Origin of the sequence: Candidatus Tiamatella incendiivivens, assembly GCA_015522635.1 — an archaeon.
GTDB classification, from domain to species: domain Archaea; phylum Thermoproteota; class Thermoprotei_A; order Sulfolobales; family Acidilobaceae; genus Tiamatella; species Tiamatella incendiivivens.
Map to the genome: position 1 here is coordinate 148,633 of WALW01000007.1, position 15,508 is coordinate 164,140.

Here is a 15,508-nt window from a genome sequence, read left to right on the forward strand (position 1 = left end):
GAATCATCATAACTAGTAGGTGGATAAATGTGAAACCCTCTACATTAAGAAAAATTAGTAGTATAGGGATAATAGAAACCCTAGCTATACTAGCAGTTTCACTAGGTATTCTACCCATAGGATATCCGAAGATACATGCAAAGCTAATAGTATACGGGCTTATGCCTGTATTCGTGTATTCAATAGCTATGGTCTACCTTGCATCATCAAAGCCAAAGTTCGATAGGATAATCCTCCCATGGCTGCTCATAACATACCCCTTTATCCTGGTGGCTCCTTTCGTTTCACTGTTAGGGAATTTTAATGTTCTCATGTATTATTGTGGAGCTACTATGATATTTGCATCAATACCCTTCTTCCTAGGAGGAATAGTTAAGAAGGGCAGTTTACGCATTAGCCTATTCCTACTAGGCCTCTCAATGCTTCAGACAGGTATAATATTATTAGCAAACGTTTTGACCTATAACCTGAAGCTTCAGCCGTCTGAAATGGGAGTAGCTGCTCTAATAGCCTTTCCTGTAACTGCCATATACGCCGTTTCTGTCCATGCTGTTCCAAAGACCTATAGACTAGAACCTGAAAAATTGTCGACAGCCATATTAATCGCGAGCCTTTTACTGGGAACAATATTTTATACAACTGGATATTATGAGTATGCGTTGATGCTTTACGCTATATCATTCTTAGCTTACCCTGTATCTACTCGCCTATACAGGCTTAGGGAATGGGAGAAAAGCATTAAAGCCAAAAAGGATACTCCAGGCAGGCCAGGAAACCTATACTTCATATATAGCCACTACTATGTAGTGTTTTTCACTATCTTAACCCCGATTAGCCTATACCTATATACGAACGGATTAATCGGGAATATCTTTACATTAATACACGTGCTAACAGTCGGCTTTATAGGAATCCACATCTATATACACGCTCCAATGATGGTTCCTGTAGTAGTTGACGTTAAAACGAAGAGAAGATACACAGTGCTACCACCACTACTACTAACACTAGCAGCAATAATATGGCCTTTCTCCGGTATACTATCCTATGTGCTAGTAATACTGAGCCTCTGCAGGCTATTTGACGTGATCCTAGGATATATACCTGAGAAACTTTATGCTCCATTCCGAATCAAATAATTCTTTTCTCGATAGAATATTGTTTATACTCCATTGGGAGCACATCATTACTTAATGGTTGATGCGATTTGCCAAGATACCCTGATAGGCCTCACATAGGAGTAGGAGCCTTGGTAGTGGAGAAGAGTAAGGTATTGATGGTTAAGAGGAAGTATCCGCCGAGGGAAGGTTATTGGAGCATTCCAGGCGGACATGTGGAACTTGGTGAAAGACTGGAAGAAGCTGCAGCCAGAGAATTAATGGAAGAAACGGGTTTAGAGGCAGAACCAATAGGTGTAGTGAATCTCGACGAGCTTATAGTTTATGATAGAGATGGGAGCATTGAATACCATTATGTTCTCGTAGACGTTTTGCTTAGGCGGAAAGGAGGAACGCTGAGGCCAGGTAGTGATGCACTTGATGCTACATGGATGAATGTTCAGGAAGTCGTGGATCGAGAGGATGTCACGATGAGTACTAGGGGGCTTATAGACAAGATTATTAAAGGAATAGTGAGACTGGATAAACCCTTCAAGCCAAAGCTTACAAGCTATACTTCTTAGATCAAACCTTTGAGTTTATGTCTCAATACTTCAGCAATCTCTCTAGGATCGCCTTTCCCACCTAATTTCCTCATAACTCTACCTATCAAATAGTTGAAAGCTTGCTTCTTCCCCATTAATAAGTCATTGACAGCCTTAGACTCCTCAATTAGAACTTCTTCAACAGCTCTCTCCAAAACCTCGCCACGCGGTAAACCTCCCTCTATTTCCATTATCTTCTTTACACTCTCACCAGTCTCCATCGCCCTAGGCAAAATCAAGTATTTCACAATCTCACGATGAACAATATTTTTGTCAAGTAATTCTGCAAGATAAGCTAGATCTGTTGCAAGAGGAACATACTCTAGTCCTTTCTTTTCCCTAAGTCCCTTAACAACATTGCCTAGCATCCATGCAATTAAACCAGGGTTCCTATATATAGATACAGCTGTAATGAACGTCTTAGCTAGATCGAGTTCCCTTATGATACTCCATGCAAGTCCATTATCAACGCCATATTTATTCATGTCGCTCCAAAGCTTTAGTGGAGTGAATCCTAATGCCTTCTCAGCCTTAACCATCATTGACCGGGTAACTCTCAGCGGTGGAAGATCAGGGTCAGGAAAATACATGTAGTCAGTTTCCTCTTCCTTGCTTCTAGTAGCTTTACTGACTCCTTTAACAGCATCCCAATGCCTCGTCTCTCTAGCTATCTTCCCCCCAGCCTCCACTATCTTAGTCTGCCTTAAAATCTCGTATCTTAATCCTCTTTCAACCTCGATAAGGCTACCGATATTCTTCAATTCAACTCTTCCATCGCCGCCTTCAACACTGATATTGGCATCGACTCTAAATGCCCCTGAAAGCCTTGGATCAGTTACCCCTAGATACCAGAGTGTAAGAAGTAGGTTTTCTACAGCTATCCTAGCCTGCCTAGCATCATGTAACTCCGGCCTTGTAACTATCTCAAGTAATCCTACACCACTCCTATTATAGTCGATTAGAACCCGGTTGCTCCCAATTATTCCCCCTCTCTCGTAAACAGCTTTACCAGGATCCTCCTCTATGTTGATCCTATCCAACCCCACACTATGTATGCTCCAATCAAAGGGGTCTATATAATCGAGTCTCCCCCCAAGACATACTGGGGCACCTGCTACAGTCTTGTACTGGGTTATTTGATAATTCTTCGGGAGATCAGGATAAAAGTAGTGTTTCCTAGTAAACACCAGCCATTCAGGTATCTCACAATTCAATGATTTAGAAGCTGTCACAGCTAGTTCAACTGCCTTCCTATTAACCACAGGCAGAGCTCCTGGGAACCCCATACATACCGGGCATACATTTGTATTCGGGGCCTTATCCCGATAATCTACTGGGCAGTTGCAGAAAAGCTTGGTTTTTGCCCCAGTTACCTGTACATGCACCTCCAAGCCTATCTTCACTTTCCCAACCATAAGCGTCGCCTCAAGATATAGGAGTCATAAACCCAACCTCATCCTCTACTATACTAGCAAGTCCGAAAAGCCTTGACTCTGAGAAGATAGGGCCCATCCATTGTATTCCAACAGGGAATCCCTTGATGATACCTGCAGGCTGAACAAGAGCAGGAATACCCGCTAAGTTGGCTGTCACAGTCATGACATCCATACTATACATTTTTACAGGATCCTCTAATTTATCACCAAGCTTCGGAGGAAGAATGGGGCTAACCGGACTTAGCACCGCTTGATAATCTCTGAACAATTTAATCATTGAGTCTCTGATCACTCTCCTAAGCTTCGTCGCCTTAACATAGTACTCCCTACTATACCCCTCCATAAGCATGTATGCACCCATAAGGATCCTCATTTTAACCTCAATACCAAAGAACTCGCCTCGAGCCTTCGCAGCACAATCCCAGTAGCCACGACACTTCTTTACCCTATTGCCATGGATAACGCCATCATATCTTGCTAAGTTACTTGATGCTTCAGCCATCGCTATAACATAGTATGCCGGTAGTGAGTGCTTCAGGGTTTCAATACTGACCATGTCGACGGTGAAACCCTTTGATTCTAGGAAGCTTACAGTATTCCAGAATATTTTAAGTATCTCTTCATCTGCTTCTTCAACGAGTTCCTTGATTATTGCTATTCGTGTTTTCTCCGCCTCCACGCTCGCCACGGAATACTCTTGATCCACACCTATTGTAGTAGAGTCTTTGGAGTCGTCTCCTTTGATAACGTTGTATAGAAGCGCCAGATCCTTTACCGTTCTGGCCATCGGAGATATTTGCTCCAAGCTATTAGCGTAAGGGATCAAACCGTACCTGCTCACTGTGCCATATGTAGGTTTAAGAGCTACAGTACCCGTATAAGCCGCGGGTAGCCTAACGCTTCCACCGGTATCGCTTCCTAATGCCAAGTCAGCTCCTCCATATGCTAAGACTGCACCGCTTCCACCACTACTGCCTCCAGCCGTGCAGTCTAAGCACCATGGATTATGCACTGGCCCGTAAAGTGTATTTTCACTTGTGGATCCCATCGCGAACTCGTCCATATTCGTCTTACCTATAATTACGGCTCCCTCCCGTATTAGTTTCTCTATTACCGTAGCATTGTAAGGTGGGATATACTTCTCGAGTATTCGGGAGGCGGCAGTTGTCGGCATCCAGTTTGTAGATATGTTATCTTTTACTGCGATAATTACTCCTGTGAGTCTCCCCTTCAACTTTACTTGCCTATCCAGAGATTCTTCTAGTTTCTCCTTTTCATCTATGTGAATGTATGCATTTACCTTAGATTCCCATCTCTCAATTCTATCTAGGATCTCTTCTAAGTGATCGTAAGGGTTTATTTGACCGTTCTGTATCCCCCTAGCTATCGCTGTAGCCGTCTTCATTCATAACCACCTTTCCATGGGGCAAGAATATAGCCGTCCTTAAGCCTCATCCTAAGGCTTTTCCTAATTTCTTCGCTACCATAAGGTTCAGGCTCGTCTTCTCTTGTTTTACCAGATACCTCGAGCACGTGATACAGCGGCCTTATCTCTTCAACATTAACTGAGTCAAGCTGCGAGAAAAATTCTCTTACACTTGTTAACCTTCTGCACATTTCCTTTTCTTCGTTCAGAGATAAATGAAGCCTTGTTCTTTCAGCTAGTTTATTTAGGATGATGCATTCATTTTCAGTTAAAACGCACACCTCGCACCCCGAATTAATGGCTCATGGGATGGGGTTGGAGTTACATAGTATATAAGAATCACGTTGATTCTAGAGCTAGTATGGCTATTGTTGTGTAAACCATGAATCTAGCGAATTCACGCCACCCTAAACTCTTAACCTCCGGGGGAGAGGCTTCTATAGTTCTTGGGCGTGTATCTTGAAGTAAGAATTTGATGGTTGGTTAAAGGATACCTATTGTAATGTAGGGATTATATAATGGGGTTAGGAGGGCTAGAATCCACAGTAGAAGGCTTATCTATGCATTAATCCTTCTGTAGGGTAGGATTGATTCTGTGTAGGCTGATGTAGCTACCACGTGTATGGTGGTTAGTCCCTCAGCCTCTCTTTGTAGCTTGGCAGGAGTACTCACCTATGCTCTGGTCTATCTGTGTAGTTATTAACTTAAACCTGATACATGGGGGACTCGGATAGAGCTGCTAGCAACACAGCACTGTCAATACTCCCGATATCGTCGCTATTACCCAAGACCTTACAAGCCATCCTATGTCTTCTCAGGATTTTATCCATTTTATACTCCACAAGCTTTATGAAATGCCTTCTGCACAGATACCTCGTCTGATAGCCGATGTAGGCAATGGCAGGGGACTTATATATGCTACTTCCGCTCATCTAATGATCCTATGGACATCCAAGGCTCCCTTACCGCATGATGTTATCACTGAGGTTATTATGTTAAGTTTTATTATTATAGAGCTATAGTATAGATAGTAGGGTTAATTAACCCTACTATCTATACTAGGATCATGATAAGGTGTTCATGGATGCCTTCTAGTAAGCTAGTTAGATTAGATGAAGCACTGGAGCTTGTTGAGGATGGGATGAGTATAACCATTAGTGGAATAACTTTCAGTAGGAACCCTATGACGTTCATTGCAGGCCTCATTAAGACGGGCAAGAAAGACCTTTATTTCATAGATAGAGAGCCTGGTTTCGGCCTTGATATCCTTGTAGCGTCTGGCGCGGTTAGAGGAGTTAGGGCAGCAATGGCTACCTTTGAACTCTACGGTCTGGCTCCTAGCGTTAGAAGCGCTGTTGAGCATGGGAGAATAGAGTTTTTGGAGGATACTTGCGGAGCTATTATAGCTGGTTGGAAGGCAGGCGCATACGGTATACCCTTCATGCCTGTTAGAGGGGTTCTGGGATCTGACCTAGTTAAATTACATGAGGAGGCTGGTACATGGAAGGTGATAAAGGACCCCTTCGATGGAGAGGAGGTATTGGCTGTCAGGTCCGTTGAGCCCGACGTGGCTGTGGTACATGTGCATTATAGTGATGAGTATGGAAATGCTATGATAGAGGGTCCTCGCTATGAGGATGAGCTCAAAGTAAGGTCTTCCAAGAAGGTCATATTGACTGCTGAGAAGATAGTACATAGTGACTATCTAAGAATGGTTCCCCACGTCTTATCCGCGTCAACGCTTCACGTTGACGCTGTAGTATACGCTCATATGGGAGCCTGGCCTACTGCGATGTATGGGCTATACCAGGCTGACTATGATTCAATAGGAGAATACTATAATTCTGTCAAGAAGGGTAAGGCCATGGAGTGGATAGAGTCTAGGCTTCTAAAGAGGTGGTTGTAAGATGGCGGCTAATCCTAGGCCCACTGATTATATGATAAAGTGTATGGCTAGCCTAATAGAGGATGGGGAGTCAGTATACCATGGTCTAACAAGCCAGCTTCCAGTGCTTGCAATGGTCTATGCAGCTAGGGTGCTTAAAAGAGACTTCGTATGGATAAGTGTGATAGAGTCTAATATGCCCGTGGTCGAAAGGGTTAGGATAACTCCTTCAACTGGGGACCCGTATTCCCAGCCCTATAGCGTTAGCGATTTGACGACAATAGATGTCTTCGATCTAGCAGCTAGGGGAAGGGTAGACGTAATGTTCTTCGGAGCAGCTCAAGTCGATGAGAGAGGCAATACTAATCTGACGGTTATAGGCGATTACAAGAAGCCGAGGGTGAAGTTGCCAGGTGGAGCGGCGACTGCATTCCTCTTCCCTCTTATTAAGAAGCTCATAATCTGGTCACGCCATGATAAGAGGAACTTGGTGAAGAAGGTGGACTTTATAACAGGGCATGGAGGAGGTAGAGTTGAGAGGAGCATGCCGCTCTATCTCTGCACTAGCAAGGCACTAATAGAGTATGTCAAGGAGGGCCCTGTCCTAAAGGCTATATTTGAGGGTGTTACAGTGGGTGATGTACTTGAGAACTCTTCGATGAATATAATAATTAGGGGGGAGCCGGAGATTATAAAGGCTCCCGACAAGGAGGCTATGACCATAATAAATGAGCATGATCCCCGAGGCCTCAGGTATCTCCAGGGATACGGTTAAGACCGCGAAATTAACTCCTGAAATCCTTTTTCCTACTCTAGTAAACTCAGCTTAAATGCAATCTACCACCCTCAGCGGGCTGAACTATAATAATTAAATCTCTTAGCCTCGACCTTCTCCTTTCTCAGTGGTCTATGAGGGGTTGCAAAGGGTTAGTATACCTGTCAATATGGGCAGGTATAGGATACTTGCATTGATGTCTGATAAGGGAATTTGAGAATGGAGGTAAATTATTTACAAGGTGTTATTTCACATGTTGGCTGGGTGATAGTCTTTGACTCTCTTGTCTGGGTTCCTTGGAAACGCTGAAATACTTTGAAGTTACCAGCTAAACCTCTCAATATTTGTTTGTTGTATTCATTTGAGTCAATCCTTATTGGATCCGTTCTTGATTTATGTATAACTTGGAGGGCTGATGGGGATCGATGGGCAAACCCTAGACTCTCCGGTTAAGAAAGGAGGGTGTGAGGAAGCTCTGCAATACTGAAGCCCTCCTAAAATGCTTCTCCAGCGACTGTGACGATGACACGCCTCATAGACCGGGGCCCGTCTAGCTCAACTAGGAATATGTTTTGCCATGTACCTCTAACTAACTTCCCGTTCTCGACGGGGAAACTTCTGTCGGCACCTATAATACCAGCAGCTAAATGGGCATGTGCATTATTATCAATTCTATTATGCATCCAGTCACCCCCGGGCCTGAACAATTCCCTTATCAGCCTAACGTAATCGCCGAGTAGACCCTGTTCGTATTCATTAGCTATAATGGCTGCCGTTGCATGGGGGACGAAGACATGGGCTAACCCATCCTTGATCCTGCTCTCTTCAACTATTCTCTCTATATCCCTTGTCATATCAACGAATTCAATTAGCTTGCTTGTTCTATAGGTTATCTCTTTCCTGTGAATCTTGAATCCAGTCATATGAACCACCATATTGTTAGATTATATCCAGTGAAGACAAAAATAGCATACCTTATAGAATCCTTGAATAGGGTTCCAAGAGATTGAAAGATAGGATTGTACCTTACATACCGTCGACTAAGAAGGTAGCACAAACTGCTTTGAATGAGGCTTTAGCTCATCGAGCCAAGATTCTGGTTGACCTTGGCTCTGGCGATGGACGCGTACTTGTTATGGCTGCAAAGTACTTCGGATTAAAGGCTATCGGATATGAGATCGATGAGGATTTATGTGTATTAGCTGAGGTTAACGCGAGGGAGAATGGTGTCGATGATCTAGTCGAGGTTAGATGTGAGAGTTTTTACAAGGCTGATTTAGGTGAGGCTGACATAATTTATGCTTACCTTTATTCAAGCATACTAGATACACTTAAACCCCTCTTCAAATCAGCCCCCTACTTCTCTAGAATAGTTGTTGTAGATCTCTTTATTCCTAAGTGGTATCCTATTAGGATTAAAAGATTGTTAGATGAGGCTGGTGTTGTAAGGAGTATAGGTGTATACTTTCGAGGAATTAGTGATGATCTCATTAAACGGTCTTCGTCCCACATTCAGCCTTCTTAGATTTCTATTCTCCTATACATGGTTAACCCACTAGTGTAAAATCGTTGGTTAATAAAAACTCTGGGTACTAAATTAATTTGTAGTGGTGAGTAAATATGAGATATAAGAGGAACTGGTTCAGGATAGATTACAGGGTAACGTCTATGGATACTGAAGTGCTTATACCAACAGGAAAACTATTGGAGCCTGTAGTTAGGAAGTACAAGTGATTTTTTCTATCAAATCCAGTAACTTCAAGGCTTCGCCGAGTTTTCGCGGTGGAATCTTGTGATGTTTAATTGCAATTATTGGAATATTTTTCTTGCAGGCAGTTTGCTTGAGTTCTCTTAGGACATTCTCTTGAGTCTCATATATACCTATGTTTTCCGCTGACTCTCTAGATAAGAGCCTGTTAACAATTATCAAGTCAACTCTAGCTTTCATCTCTTCAAGGAATTTAATAGTATTCCCCGTCTCAAATAACGGCAGAGGCTCTGGTGTTAGAACACTCACATAGGCTGTCCTATTAGGCTTTATAAGGTTCTCCAGAAGAGTTGAATATTCGCCTTTTAGCTTATAAAGCCTTCTAAGAACAGGGTCACTAGGCTCTATCTCTCTACCCATAGTTCTAGCGATAGTGTATCGAAGGTTAATTATTCTCTTTCTAAGCTTGATAAGCTCGTCAAACCAAAATAAATATAACCTTGGAAGCCTAAGAATCCTATAGGTAACTCCAGTTGGAGGAGTGTCAATAACTATATAATCATATTCGTTTTTGTTGAATAGACCGGATATAAATCGTAAGTACACCTCCTCCTCAAAACCCGGATTATGCTTTAAACTTTCAACAACATTATCAGCACTAACTATAGATAATCCGGGCATAACACTCCTTATAAGGCTAACATAATCTTTGCTTTCCTTCTTTATAAGCTCCCTAACATCCACTTGCATGACATCCAAGTTCTCCTTGATAGAATATGTTTTCATAGGTTTTTCAAGGTTCAAATATTCGAGTAAATGCATAGCTTGATCTAGGCTAACGAGTAAAACTTTATGATTCATTGATAATTCATGAGCGAACAATATGGAAAGAGTAGTTTTACCTACACCTCCTTTACCGATTACAATTGTGAGCTTATTCTTCTCACCTTTTTCTCTTATAAGAGGCTGAGTAAGTAGAGGCTCACTCAAAACTAGTCACCACTCACCGCCTAAAGTACTGAAATAATCAGCTATAACATCAGCACCTAGAAACGCTCTTTTCTCCATAATCTTGATTTCGTCGGTAACTAAGGGTAACAATTCTCTTGCCACACGACCGGGGATCAGTGGAATACCTATTATACCACCAAGGATCATAGTGAGAAAAGCCATTTCAAGGTCGAGATATTCTTGCTCTAGTGTTTCAACACTCTGCTCTCTCATAGCTTGAAATATACCCTTATTGAAATTTACGAGTTCACGAATAATTGATTTAAAAAAAGAGAGAATTTCAGGCATTTTTATATATCATCTCCAACTGTTATTTTCCTCTTTTACCCCATAAGCCTTTTACGAATAATACTATCAGCAGGAAGTCTAGAATCAAGCTTATAATCACTATGCTACCAGCTCCTACCTGTTGTACGTGCGGTATATGCTGCATGACTGCTACGATCCACCATCCAAGAGCTACTGTTACAGTGATCCATAGGAACCATGCTGGAACCTGTATGAGCCAATTAATAGCTCCGCTTACCTTCTGGACCCTATAAGCCCATAATGCTACTGTAAGCAATGCCAAAGCTGCTAGCAATTGGTTAGTTCCAGCGAACGCAGGCCATATTACGTTGTACGCCGCTACAACCTTCCCGCCTATCTTGACATTTGGATATGCCATTGCAGTACCAAACAATACTGCTAGGAATCCAGCTACCCATCTATTAGCTATTGCTTTATAAAGCGTTGGAGCAGATTCCCTGAGCGGATCGAAGAATTCTTGCCATGCGAATCTTGCTAGTCTCGTTGCAGTGTCCAATGTTGTCATAATGAATGTTGCTAGTGAGACTGCTGCGAATACTACCATAACGTGGTATGCGTCTGGGAAGCTCAGCCCTAGTCTTGCTAGCGCCTTACCTGCCATGTATCCGTAACCTACTGTGAATCTATGGACTTTATCTAGCTCTAGTATGGAGTGCTTGAAGACACCCATCTTTATCAGTTCTGGAGCACTCCAAGCTAGGCTGACTGGGAGTATCACAGCTAGGCTTGAAACTGCTCCCTCGGTGAGCATTCCACCGTATCCTACGAGTAGTCCTTCCATCTCATTTGATAATTGCTTGCTACTTGTACCGCTAGCTACAACGCTGTGGAATCCTGAAAGGCTTCCACATGCTATTATTAGTGGTATAGCTGGCCAGAAAGGTGTTGGTTGCCCGGAAAATATTTTTGGCGCCCAACTCGTATAAGCTGGACCTGTTAGTTTGAAGTCCGCTACTAGTAGTGAGCCAAATATTGCTATAAAGACAAATGCCCACAAAATATATGCATTGAGATAGTCTCTAGGTTGTAGTAGATACCATACAGGTAGGCTAGCAGCTATGAAGGCATAGGCAGCTAATATAACGAGCCACCAATGGTAAACGTCTCCACCTAGGTATAGAGGGATCTTATAAGCGTAGTAGAATCCTATAACTATCAAGATCAACATAAGTACTGTAGCCTTAGTAAGATTCACACCTACTCTGTAGACCATTATTCCGAATATTAGTGCTAGAGGCATGAATATTACTGCTAGTGTCGCTGCGCCAGGTATTCCTTTGAACAGAGAGGCAGCCACGGATTCGAATGCTGCTACTACTAGTACTAAAGCGAAGTACACATAGGCTAGGAATATGAATCTGGCTTTACGTCCCATGACGTTCTCGCTTACGCTCATGACTGAGATTCCACCATATCTTACACTAGACATTAGTGATAGATAGTCGTGAACTGCTCCGATGAATATGTTGCCGAATAATACCCATATGAGTGGTAGAAACCAGCCGTATGACATGGCTATAGCTGGACCGACTATAGGTCCTGCTCCCGCTATGCTAGCGAAGTGGTGTCCGTATAACACGTACTTGTTGGCTGGCACATAATCTACACCATCGTATTTGGTGATTGCAGGTGTAACATTCTCCGGGCTGGCTCTGACTACTTTCTCTTCGAGTACTTTTTTACCATAGTATACGTATGCGAGTCCGTATATGATGAGGACTGACAGGAGTATCTCAATAGAATATGAGGCCATCAGGCTTCACCTCCCTTCTCTCTAACTTTTTGCTTCACGAGTTCAGGTGCTTCGCCGAATATCAGTGCAGGTCCTATTAGTATTAGGAACCATCCAATAATTGCCGAATACGATGTTGCATCCCAGTTATATGCGGTACACTTGGCATTAGCACATGTTCCTATGTGGCCATTGAGCCATCCAACAGTGAATGAATAGATTAATAGTATTACACCGATTACCACTAGGGTATAACCGAGTGCCTTTACGGCTTTGGACATTTTGTCCACCCCTTAATAGATATGATAATTCGTTTAGCTGTTTGATAGTGGGTTCATTATTTTCATATAATTATATACTGCATAATAAAAGCTTATTCAAGGGATATTGAGGGGCTGAATGTAGTGGGTGTAGACTGGAGTACTGTATTAACATGGACTTTCTGGCTAGTGGTAATAGCTAGCTTCCCATCTGTAATATGGTTTTACAAGTTCAGGAGAACAATGATTAAAAGGCAGATAGCGATAATTAACACCCTAGAAAGAACCTTTAAACCTAAGGATAAAAGGTATACAGTTCACGGCTACCTTGTAGGATTTACTGGCAAGTACTGGATCAATAGAGGTAATATCATTAAGGCATGGGCTTATTATGTAACGCCACCATACCACGTTTTCTTCTATCTGCCGGTAATACAAGCATTCAAGAAAAAGGAGAGGATGGATATTACTGTAGAGCTAAAATCAATAAGATATAGAGGCGAGGCCCACATAGCTGTTCCAAGAGACGGATACGTCTCTAGGACACTGGGAATCGATATGGCTAAAAAGAAGCCGCAGCCGAAAGAGACTAAGATTATGATTAACTCTAAGAGTTTTAGAGCCTACTATACTAGCAATGAAACATTGGATGCTGTTGTTGAAGTTTTTAAAGTGCTTAATAGCTTACAAGATGTGAGGAGAATATCGATTGATTCATCAAAAAAGGGGGTTCATGTCTCTATAGTTCCTAAACTCGAAGCGCTGCAGGAGTTTTTGGATAAGCTTATAAGTATCGCTGATTCTGCCCGTTAGTTTGTATATTCTTTTTAGGTTAATTATGGTGGATAGGATATTTATTCCCGATATACTATTTAACATGTGTTAATATGTGGAGGAGGTTAGGATCCTTGATGAAAGGTATAGATGCTGTGAAGTATATATTAAAGAACCTAGGATGCATCCACCCTTTCCGGCTGAGCAGAATACTTGCATTAGCCGAAATAGCATTTTACAGAGACTACGGAGAAAGAATGACTGATATCATATACAAGGAGGGCCCAGGGGCTTTCTATATCGAGGGTCTAAAAGAGCTGGTGGAGAAGAACTCTTGCTTCGCTAGACAAGAGGGAGATCCTGAAAGAGGGAAGAAAGGATGCCTAGAATATATTTGTCAATTGGATGTAGAAATAGAAGGGAAATACCAAAGATACCTAGATGAGGCTATAGCTGAAGCAGGGAGTTTAAATGATATGGAGTTGAATGAAGCAGTCGTTAACGATTCATTGTTCAGAAAGCTACTCGAAGAGTAGGATTCAGGTAAGGTATTCTGTTAGAGGTCACATTGTTCCTATGGAGGTTCAATAGAAATGAGGATTATCTCTGTCACAGGGGGGAAGGGTGGTACAGGGAAAAGCTTTGTCGCAACAAATATATCGTATTTGCTATCCAAGAATAAAAAACTACTCTTAGCGGACTTAGACGTTGAGGCTCCTAATGACTATATATTGCTTGGAATAGATAAATTAGAGCTGGAGGAACCGATCAAAGTATTCTTTCCAATGATAGACTATTCCAAATGCACTATCTGCGGCGCGTGCGCCAGGGTATGTGATACGGGAGCAATAATAATGTCTAAAGGGAAGCCCCCTATGGTAATGCCTAGATTATGCAGTGGCTGTAAAGCGTGTATGTATGCCTGCGTATATAATGCGATACACCCGGGTGAGAGAGTTATAGGATACACTTATCTCAATGATATTAACATCGGAGAAACTGAATTCAAATTATTAACTGGAATCCTAAGGTATGGTGAGGAACATACTGCACCAACTGTGAGAGGTGCAAAGGACAAAGCAATGGATATAGCGAAGAAAGAAAAGTCTCTACTCCTAGTTGATACTGGTGCTGGAACAGGAAACAGCATATCCATTGGAATACAATACAGTAATCTAGTCATAGCAGTGACTGAGCCAACACCTCTCGGAAAACATGATCTCGAGTCAATACTCAAAATTACAAGCGGCCTCGGCTACAAATCATGGGTTGTCATAAATAGACATGGAATAGCTGATGATAAGCCAGTAATTGAGTTATCAAGGGAATACGGTGTAGAATATATCCACAAAATTCCCTTCCATAAGGATGCAGTTGAAGCTTATACAAAGGGATTGCCAATGCCTCTATATAAGCGGGATTCTCCTGTCACTAGGAGCCTCTGTGAGCTTGCCTCAATCGTTGAGGGTGTAATCTGAGAGGTGGGTTGTGATGGTTAATATTGATGAGAGAATTGAACTTGTAGTTGTAAGCGGTAAGGGAGGAGTGGGAAAATCAACTCTGACATCTAGTATAGCAATAGTAGCAGGGGAGTATAACTACGAGCTAATTGCCGTAGATGCAGATGCAGAAGCCCCTAATTTGCATCTAGTATTAGGCGTCTCTGATTGGGACGATACCGAAGACTACTATGAGGGTAGAACGGCATATATAGTGGAAGACAAATGTACTAACTGCGGTATATGCTATAGTGAATGTCCCTTAGGGGCTGTGGAATATAAAGAGGGAAAATACGTTATCAACCAGTACATATGTGAGGGATGTATAACTTGTAGTATAAAATGCCCGGAAAACGCGATCAGGTATAAGTTCAAGGTAAAAGCAGGGGAAATCCGGGTCAAGGATAGGACATTATACGGGTTCCCCCTGGTTTCGGGGGAAATCCTACCGGGTAGACCGAACAGTGGGAAACTAGTAACTGAGGTTAAGAATAAGGCATATGCGATGATAGGTGAGAAAGGGTTTGTATTGGTAGATGCTGCAGCAGGAGTAGGGTGCCAAGTAATATCGAGTCTAACAGGTGCTCACCTAGCAGTATTAGTCACAGAGCCAACTCCGGCTGGTTTCAGTGATTTACAGAGGATACACAGGCTTACAAAGCACTTCATGATAGCTCCGATGATAGTTATCAACAAATATGATACGAATCCCGGTTTCATCGGTGTAATAGAGGAATATGCAGAGAAGGAGAATGTGCCGATAATAGGGAAAATACCGTATGATGCTAAGGTACCTGAGAGTATGGCTAGAAACAAGCCTATAATAACAGAATACCCTGATACACGGGCTGCAAGAGCTATACGTGATGTATCCAGGAAAATAGTAAGTGAAATACTTCCAGGTTGGCGTGACTTCAGGATGAAATATAAGCCGAAGAGACCTGAACCTTATATTCCTGTCATAGTGAAACCTGCATTGTAATATAAGTAC

The 15,508-nt window shown here is 42.3% G+C and carries 18 protein-coding genes; 9 read left to right on the plus strand and 9 right to left on the minus strand.

The features are described from left to right. The first annotated feature begins 29 nt into the window (after positions 1–29). Both F7B60_01435 and F7B60_01440 read left to right on the plus strand, forming a co-directional pair. The gene (locus F7B60_01435; protein ID MCE4614180.1) at positions 30–1,139 is read left to right on the plus strand and encodes a hypothetical protein; all 1,110 of its coding nucleotides are present in this window, start codon (positions 30–32) and stop codon (positions 1,137–1,139) included. A gap of 68 nt (positions 1,140–1,207) precedes the next feature. Further along, complete coding sequence (locus tag F7B60_01440) at positions 1,208–1,681, plus strand: NUDIX hydrolase (protein ID MCE4614181.1); 474 nt, start codon at positions 1,208–1,210, stop codon at positions 1,679–1,681. Here the strand turns inward: F7B60_01440 and gatB are convergent. The 4 genes from gatB to F7B60_01460 form a co-directional block, all read right to left on the minus strand. After that, positions 1,678–3,117, minus strand: coding sequence for an Asp-tRNA(Asn)/Glu-tRNA(Gln) amidotransferase subunit GatB (gatB, locus tag F7B60_01445; GenBank protein ID MCE4614182.1), 1,440 nt, complete (start codon positions 3,115–3,117; stop codon positions 1,678–1,680). The two genes, F7B60_01440 and gatB, sit on opposite strands and share 4 nt — an antisense overlap. 10 nt (positions 3,118–3,127) lie before the next feature. Beyond that, positions 3,128–4,543, minus strand: coding sequence for an Asp-tRNA(Asn)/Glu-tRNA(Gln) amidotransferase subunit GatA (gatA, locus tag F7B60_01450; GenBank protein ID MCE4614183.1), 1,416 nt, complete (start codon positions 4,541–4,543; stop codon positions 3,128–3,130). Continuing rightward, positions 4,540–4,845 carry an Asp-tRNA(Asn)/Glu-tRNA(Gln) amidotransferase subunit GatC gene (gene gatC / locus F7B60_01455; GenBank protein MCE4614184.1) on the minus strand — a complete coding sequence of 102 codons (306 nt, stop codon included), beginning with the start codon at positions 4,843–4,845 and terminating at the stop codon, positions 4,540–4,542. The genes gatA and gatC overlap by 4 nt, the downstream gene beginning before the upstream one ends. Positions 4,846–5,268: 423 nt before the next feature. Beyond that, entirely contained in the window at positions 5,269–5,496 is a 228-nt protein-coding gene (locus F7B60_01460; protein MCE4614185.1) for a hypothetical protein, read from the minus strand. A gap of 152 nt (positions 5,497–5,648) precedes the next feature. Between F7B60_01460 and F7B60_01465 the strand changes: the two genes are divergently transcribed. After that, positions 5,649–6,470, plus strand: coding sequence for a hypothetical protein (locus F7B60_01465; GenBank protein ID MCE4614186.1), 822 nt, complete (start codon positions 5,649–5,651; stop codon positions 6,468–6,470). 1 nt (position 6,471) lies between these two features. Then, positions 6,472–7,224 (plus strand): hypothetical protein, encoded by a 753-nt coding sequence (locus tag F7B60_01470; protein ID MCE4614187.1) that lies wholly within the window; start codon positions 6,472–6,474, stop codon positions 7,222–7,224. A 494-nt stretch (positions 7,225–7,718) separates the two neighbouring features. On the opposite strand, the gene F7B60_01475 is transcribed toward F7B60_01470, so the two are convergent. Continuing rightward, positions 7,719–8,147 carry a secondary thiamine-phosphate synthase enzyme YjbQ gene (locus tag F7B60_01475; protein ID MCE4614188.1) on the minus strand — a complete coding sequence of 143 codons (429 nt, stop codon included), beginning with the start codon at positions 8,145–8,147 and terminating at the stop codon, positions 7,719–7,721. An 83-nt stretch (positions 8,148–8,230) separates the two neighbouring features. Between F7B60_01475 and F7B60_01480 the strand changes: the two genes are divergently transcribed. Next, a complete protein-coding gene (locus F7B60_01480; GenBank protein MCE4614189.1) occupies positions 8,231–8,749 on the plus strand; it encodes a 50S ribosomal protein L11 methyltransferase in 519 nt (172 codons plus the stop codon). Between the two features lie 192 nt (positions 8,750–8,941). On the opposite strand, the gene F7B60_01485 is transcribed toward F7B60_01480, so the two are convergent. The 4 genes from F7B60_01485 to F7B60_01500 form a co-directional block, all read right to left on the minus strand. Continuing rightward, a complete protein-coding gene (locus F7B60_01485) occupies positions 8,942–9,922 on the minus strand; it encodes an ArsA family ATPase (protein MCE4614190.1) in 981 nt (326 codons plus the stop codon). A gap of 6 nt (positions 9,923–9,928) precedes the next feature. Next, entirely contained in the window at positions 9,929–10,156 is a 228-nt protein-coding gene (locus tag F7B60_01490; GenBank protein MCE4614191.1) for a hypothetical protein, read from the minus strand. A gap of 97 nt (positions 10,157–10,253) precedes the next feature. Beyond that, positions 10,254–12,005 (minus strand): carbon starvation protein A, encoded by a 1,752-nt coding sequence (locus tag F7B60_01495; protein ID MCE4614192.1) that lies wholly within the window; start codon positions 12,003–12,005, stop codon positions 10,254–10,256. After that, positions 12,005–12,265, minus strand: a complete 261-nt coding sequence (locus F7B60_01500; protein ID MCE4614193.1) for a hypothetical protein — start codon at positions 12,263–12,265, stop codon at positions 12,005–12,007. The genes F7B60_01495 and F7B60_01500 overlap by 1 nt, the downstream gene beginning before the upstream one ends. Positions 12,266–12,388: 123 nt before the next feature. Here F7B60_01500 and F7B60_01505 point away from each other — a divergent pair, with 123 nt between their 5' ends. The 4 genes from F7B60_01505 (at position 12,389) to F7B60_01520 (ending at position 15,499) form a co-directional block, all read left to right on the plus strand. Beyond that, entirely contained in the window at positions 12,389–13,057 is a 669-nt protein-coding gene (locus tag F7B60_01505; protein MCE4614194.1) for a hypothetical protein, read from the plus strand. Positions 13,058–13,155: 98 nt separating this feature from the next. Further along, positions 13,156–13,554: a hypothetical protein gene (locus tag F7B60_01510; protein ID MCE4614195.1), complete on the plus strand. Its 399-nt coding sequence runs from the start codon at positions 13,156–13,158 to the stop codon at positions 13,552–13,554. A gap of 57 nt (positions 13,555–13,611) precedes the next feature. Next, positions 13,612–14,496, plus strand: coding sequence for a P-loop NTPase (locus tag F7B60_01515; GenBank protein MCE4614196.1), 885 nt, complete (start codon positions 13,612–13,614; stop codon positions 14,494–14,496). Between the two features lie 13 nt (positions 14,497–14,509). Beyond that, positions 14,510–15,499 (plus strand): ATP-binding protein, encoded by a 990-nt coding sequence (locus F7B60_01520; protein ID MCE4614197.1) that lies wholly within the window; start codon positions 14,510–14,512, stop codon positions 15,497–15,499. The last annotated feature ends 9 nt before the right edge of the window (positions 15,500–15,508 follow it).

Excerpts from the sequence above, each read along its gene's own strand:
- gatB (MCE4614182.1), bottom strand. The coding sequence starts at position 3,117 with ATGGTTGGGAAAGTGAAGATAGGCTTGGAGGTGCATGTACAGGTAACT.
- gatA (MCE4614183.1), bottom strand. The coding sequence starts at position 4,543 with ATGAAGACGGCTACAGCGATAGCTAGGGGGATACAGAACGGTCAAATA.
- F7B60_01460 (MCE4614185.1), bottom strand. The coding sequence starts at position 5,496 with ATGAGCGGAAGTAGCATATATAAGTCCCCTGCCATTGCCTACATCGGC.
- F7B60_01465 (MCE4614186.1), top strand. The coding sequence starts at position 5,649 with ATGCCTTCTAGTAAGCTAGTTAGATTAGATGAAGCACTGGAGCTTGTT.
- F7B60_01470 (MCE4614187.1), top strand. The coding sequence starts at position 6,472 with ATGGCGGCTAATCCTAGGCCCACTGATTATATGATAAAGTGTATGGCT.
- F7B60_01475 (MCE4614188.1), bottom strand. The coding sequence starts at position 8,147 with ATGACTGGATTCAAGATTCACAGGAAAGAGATAACCTATAGAACAAGC.
- F7B60_01490 (MCE4614191.1), bottom strand. The coding sequence starts at position 10,156 with ATGAGAGAGCAGAGTGTTGAAACACTAGAGCAAGAATATCTCGACCTT.
- F7B60_01495 (MCE4614192.1), bottom strand. The coding sequence starts at position 12,005 with ATGGCCTCATATTCTATTGAGATACTCCTGTCAGTCCTCATCATATAC.
- F7B60_01500 (MCE4614193.1), bottom strand. The coding sequence starts at position 12,265 with ATGTCCAAAGCCGTAAAGGCACTCGGTTATACCCTAGTGGTAATCGGT.
- F7B60_01510 (MCE4614195.1), top strand. The coding sequence starts at position 13,156 with ATGAAAGGTATAGATGCTGTGAAGTATATATTAAAGAACCTAGGATGC.
- F7B60_01515 (MCE4614196.1), top strand. The coding sequence starts at position 13,612 with ATGAGGATTATCTCTGTCACAGGGGGGAAGGGTGGTACAGGGAAAAGC.
- F7B60_01520 (MCE4614197.1), top strand. The coding sequence starts at position 14,510 with ATGGTTAATATTGATGAGAGAATTGAACTTGTAGTTGTAAGCGGTAAG.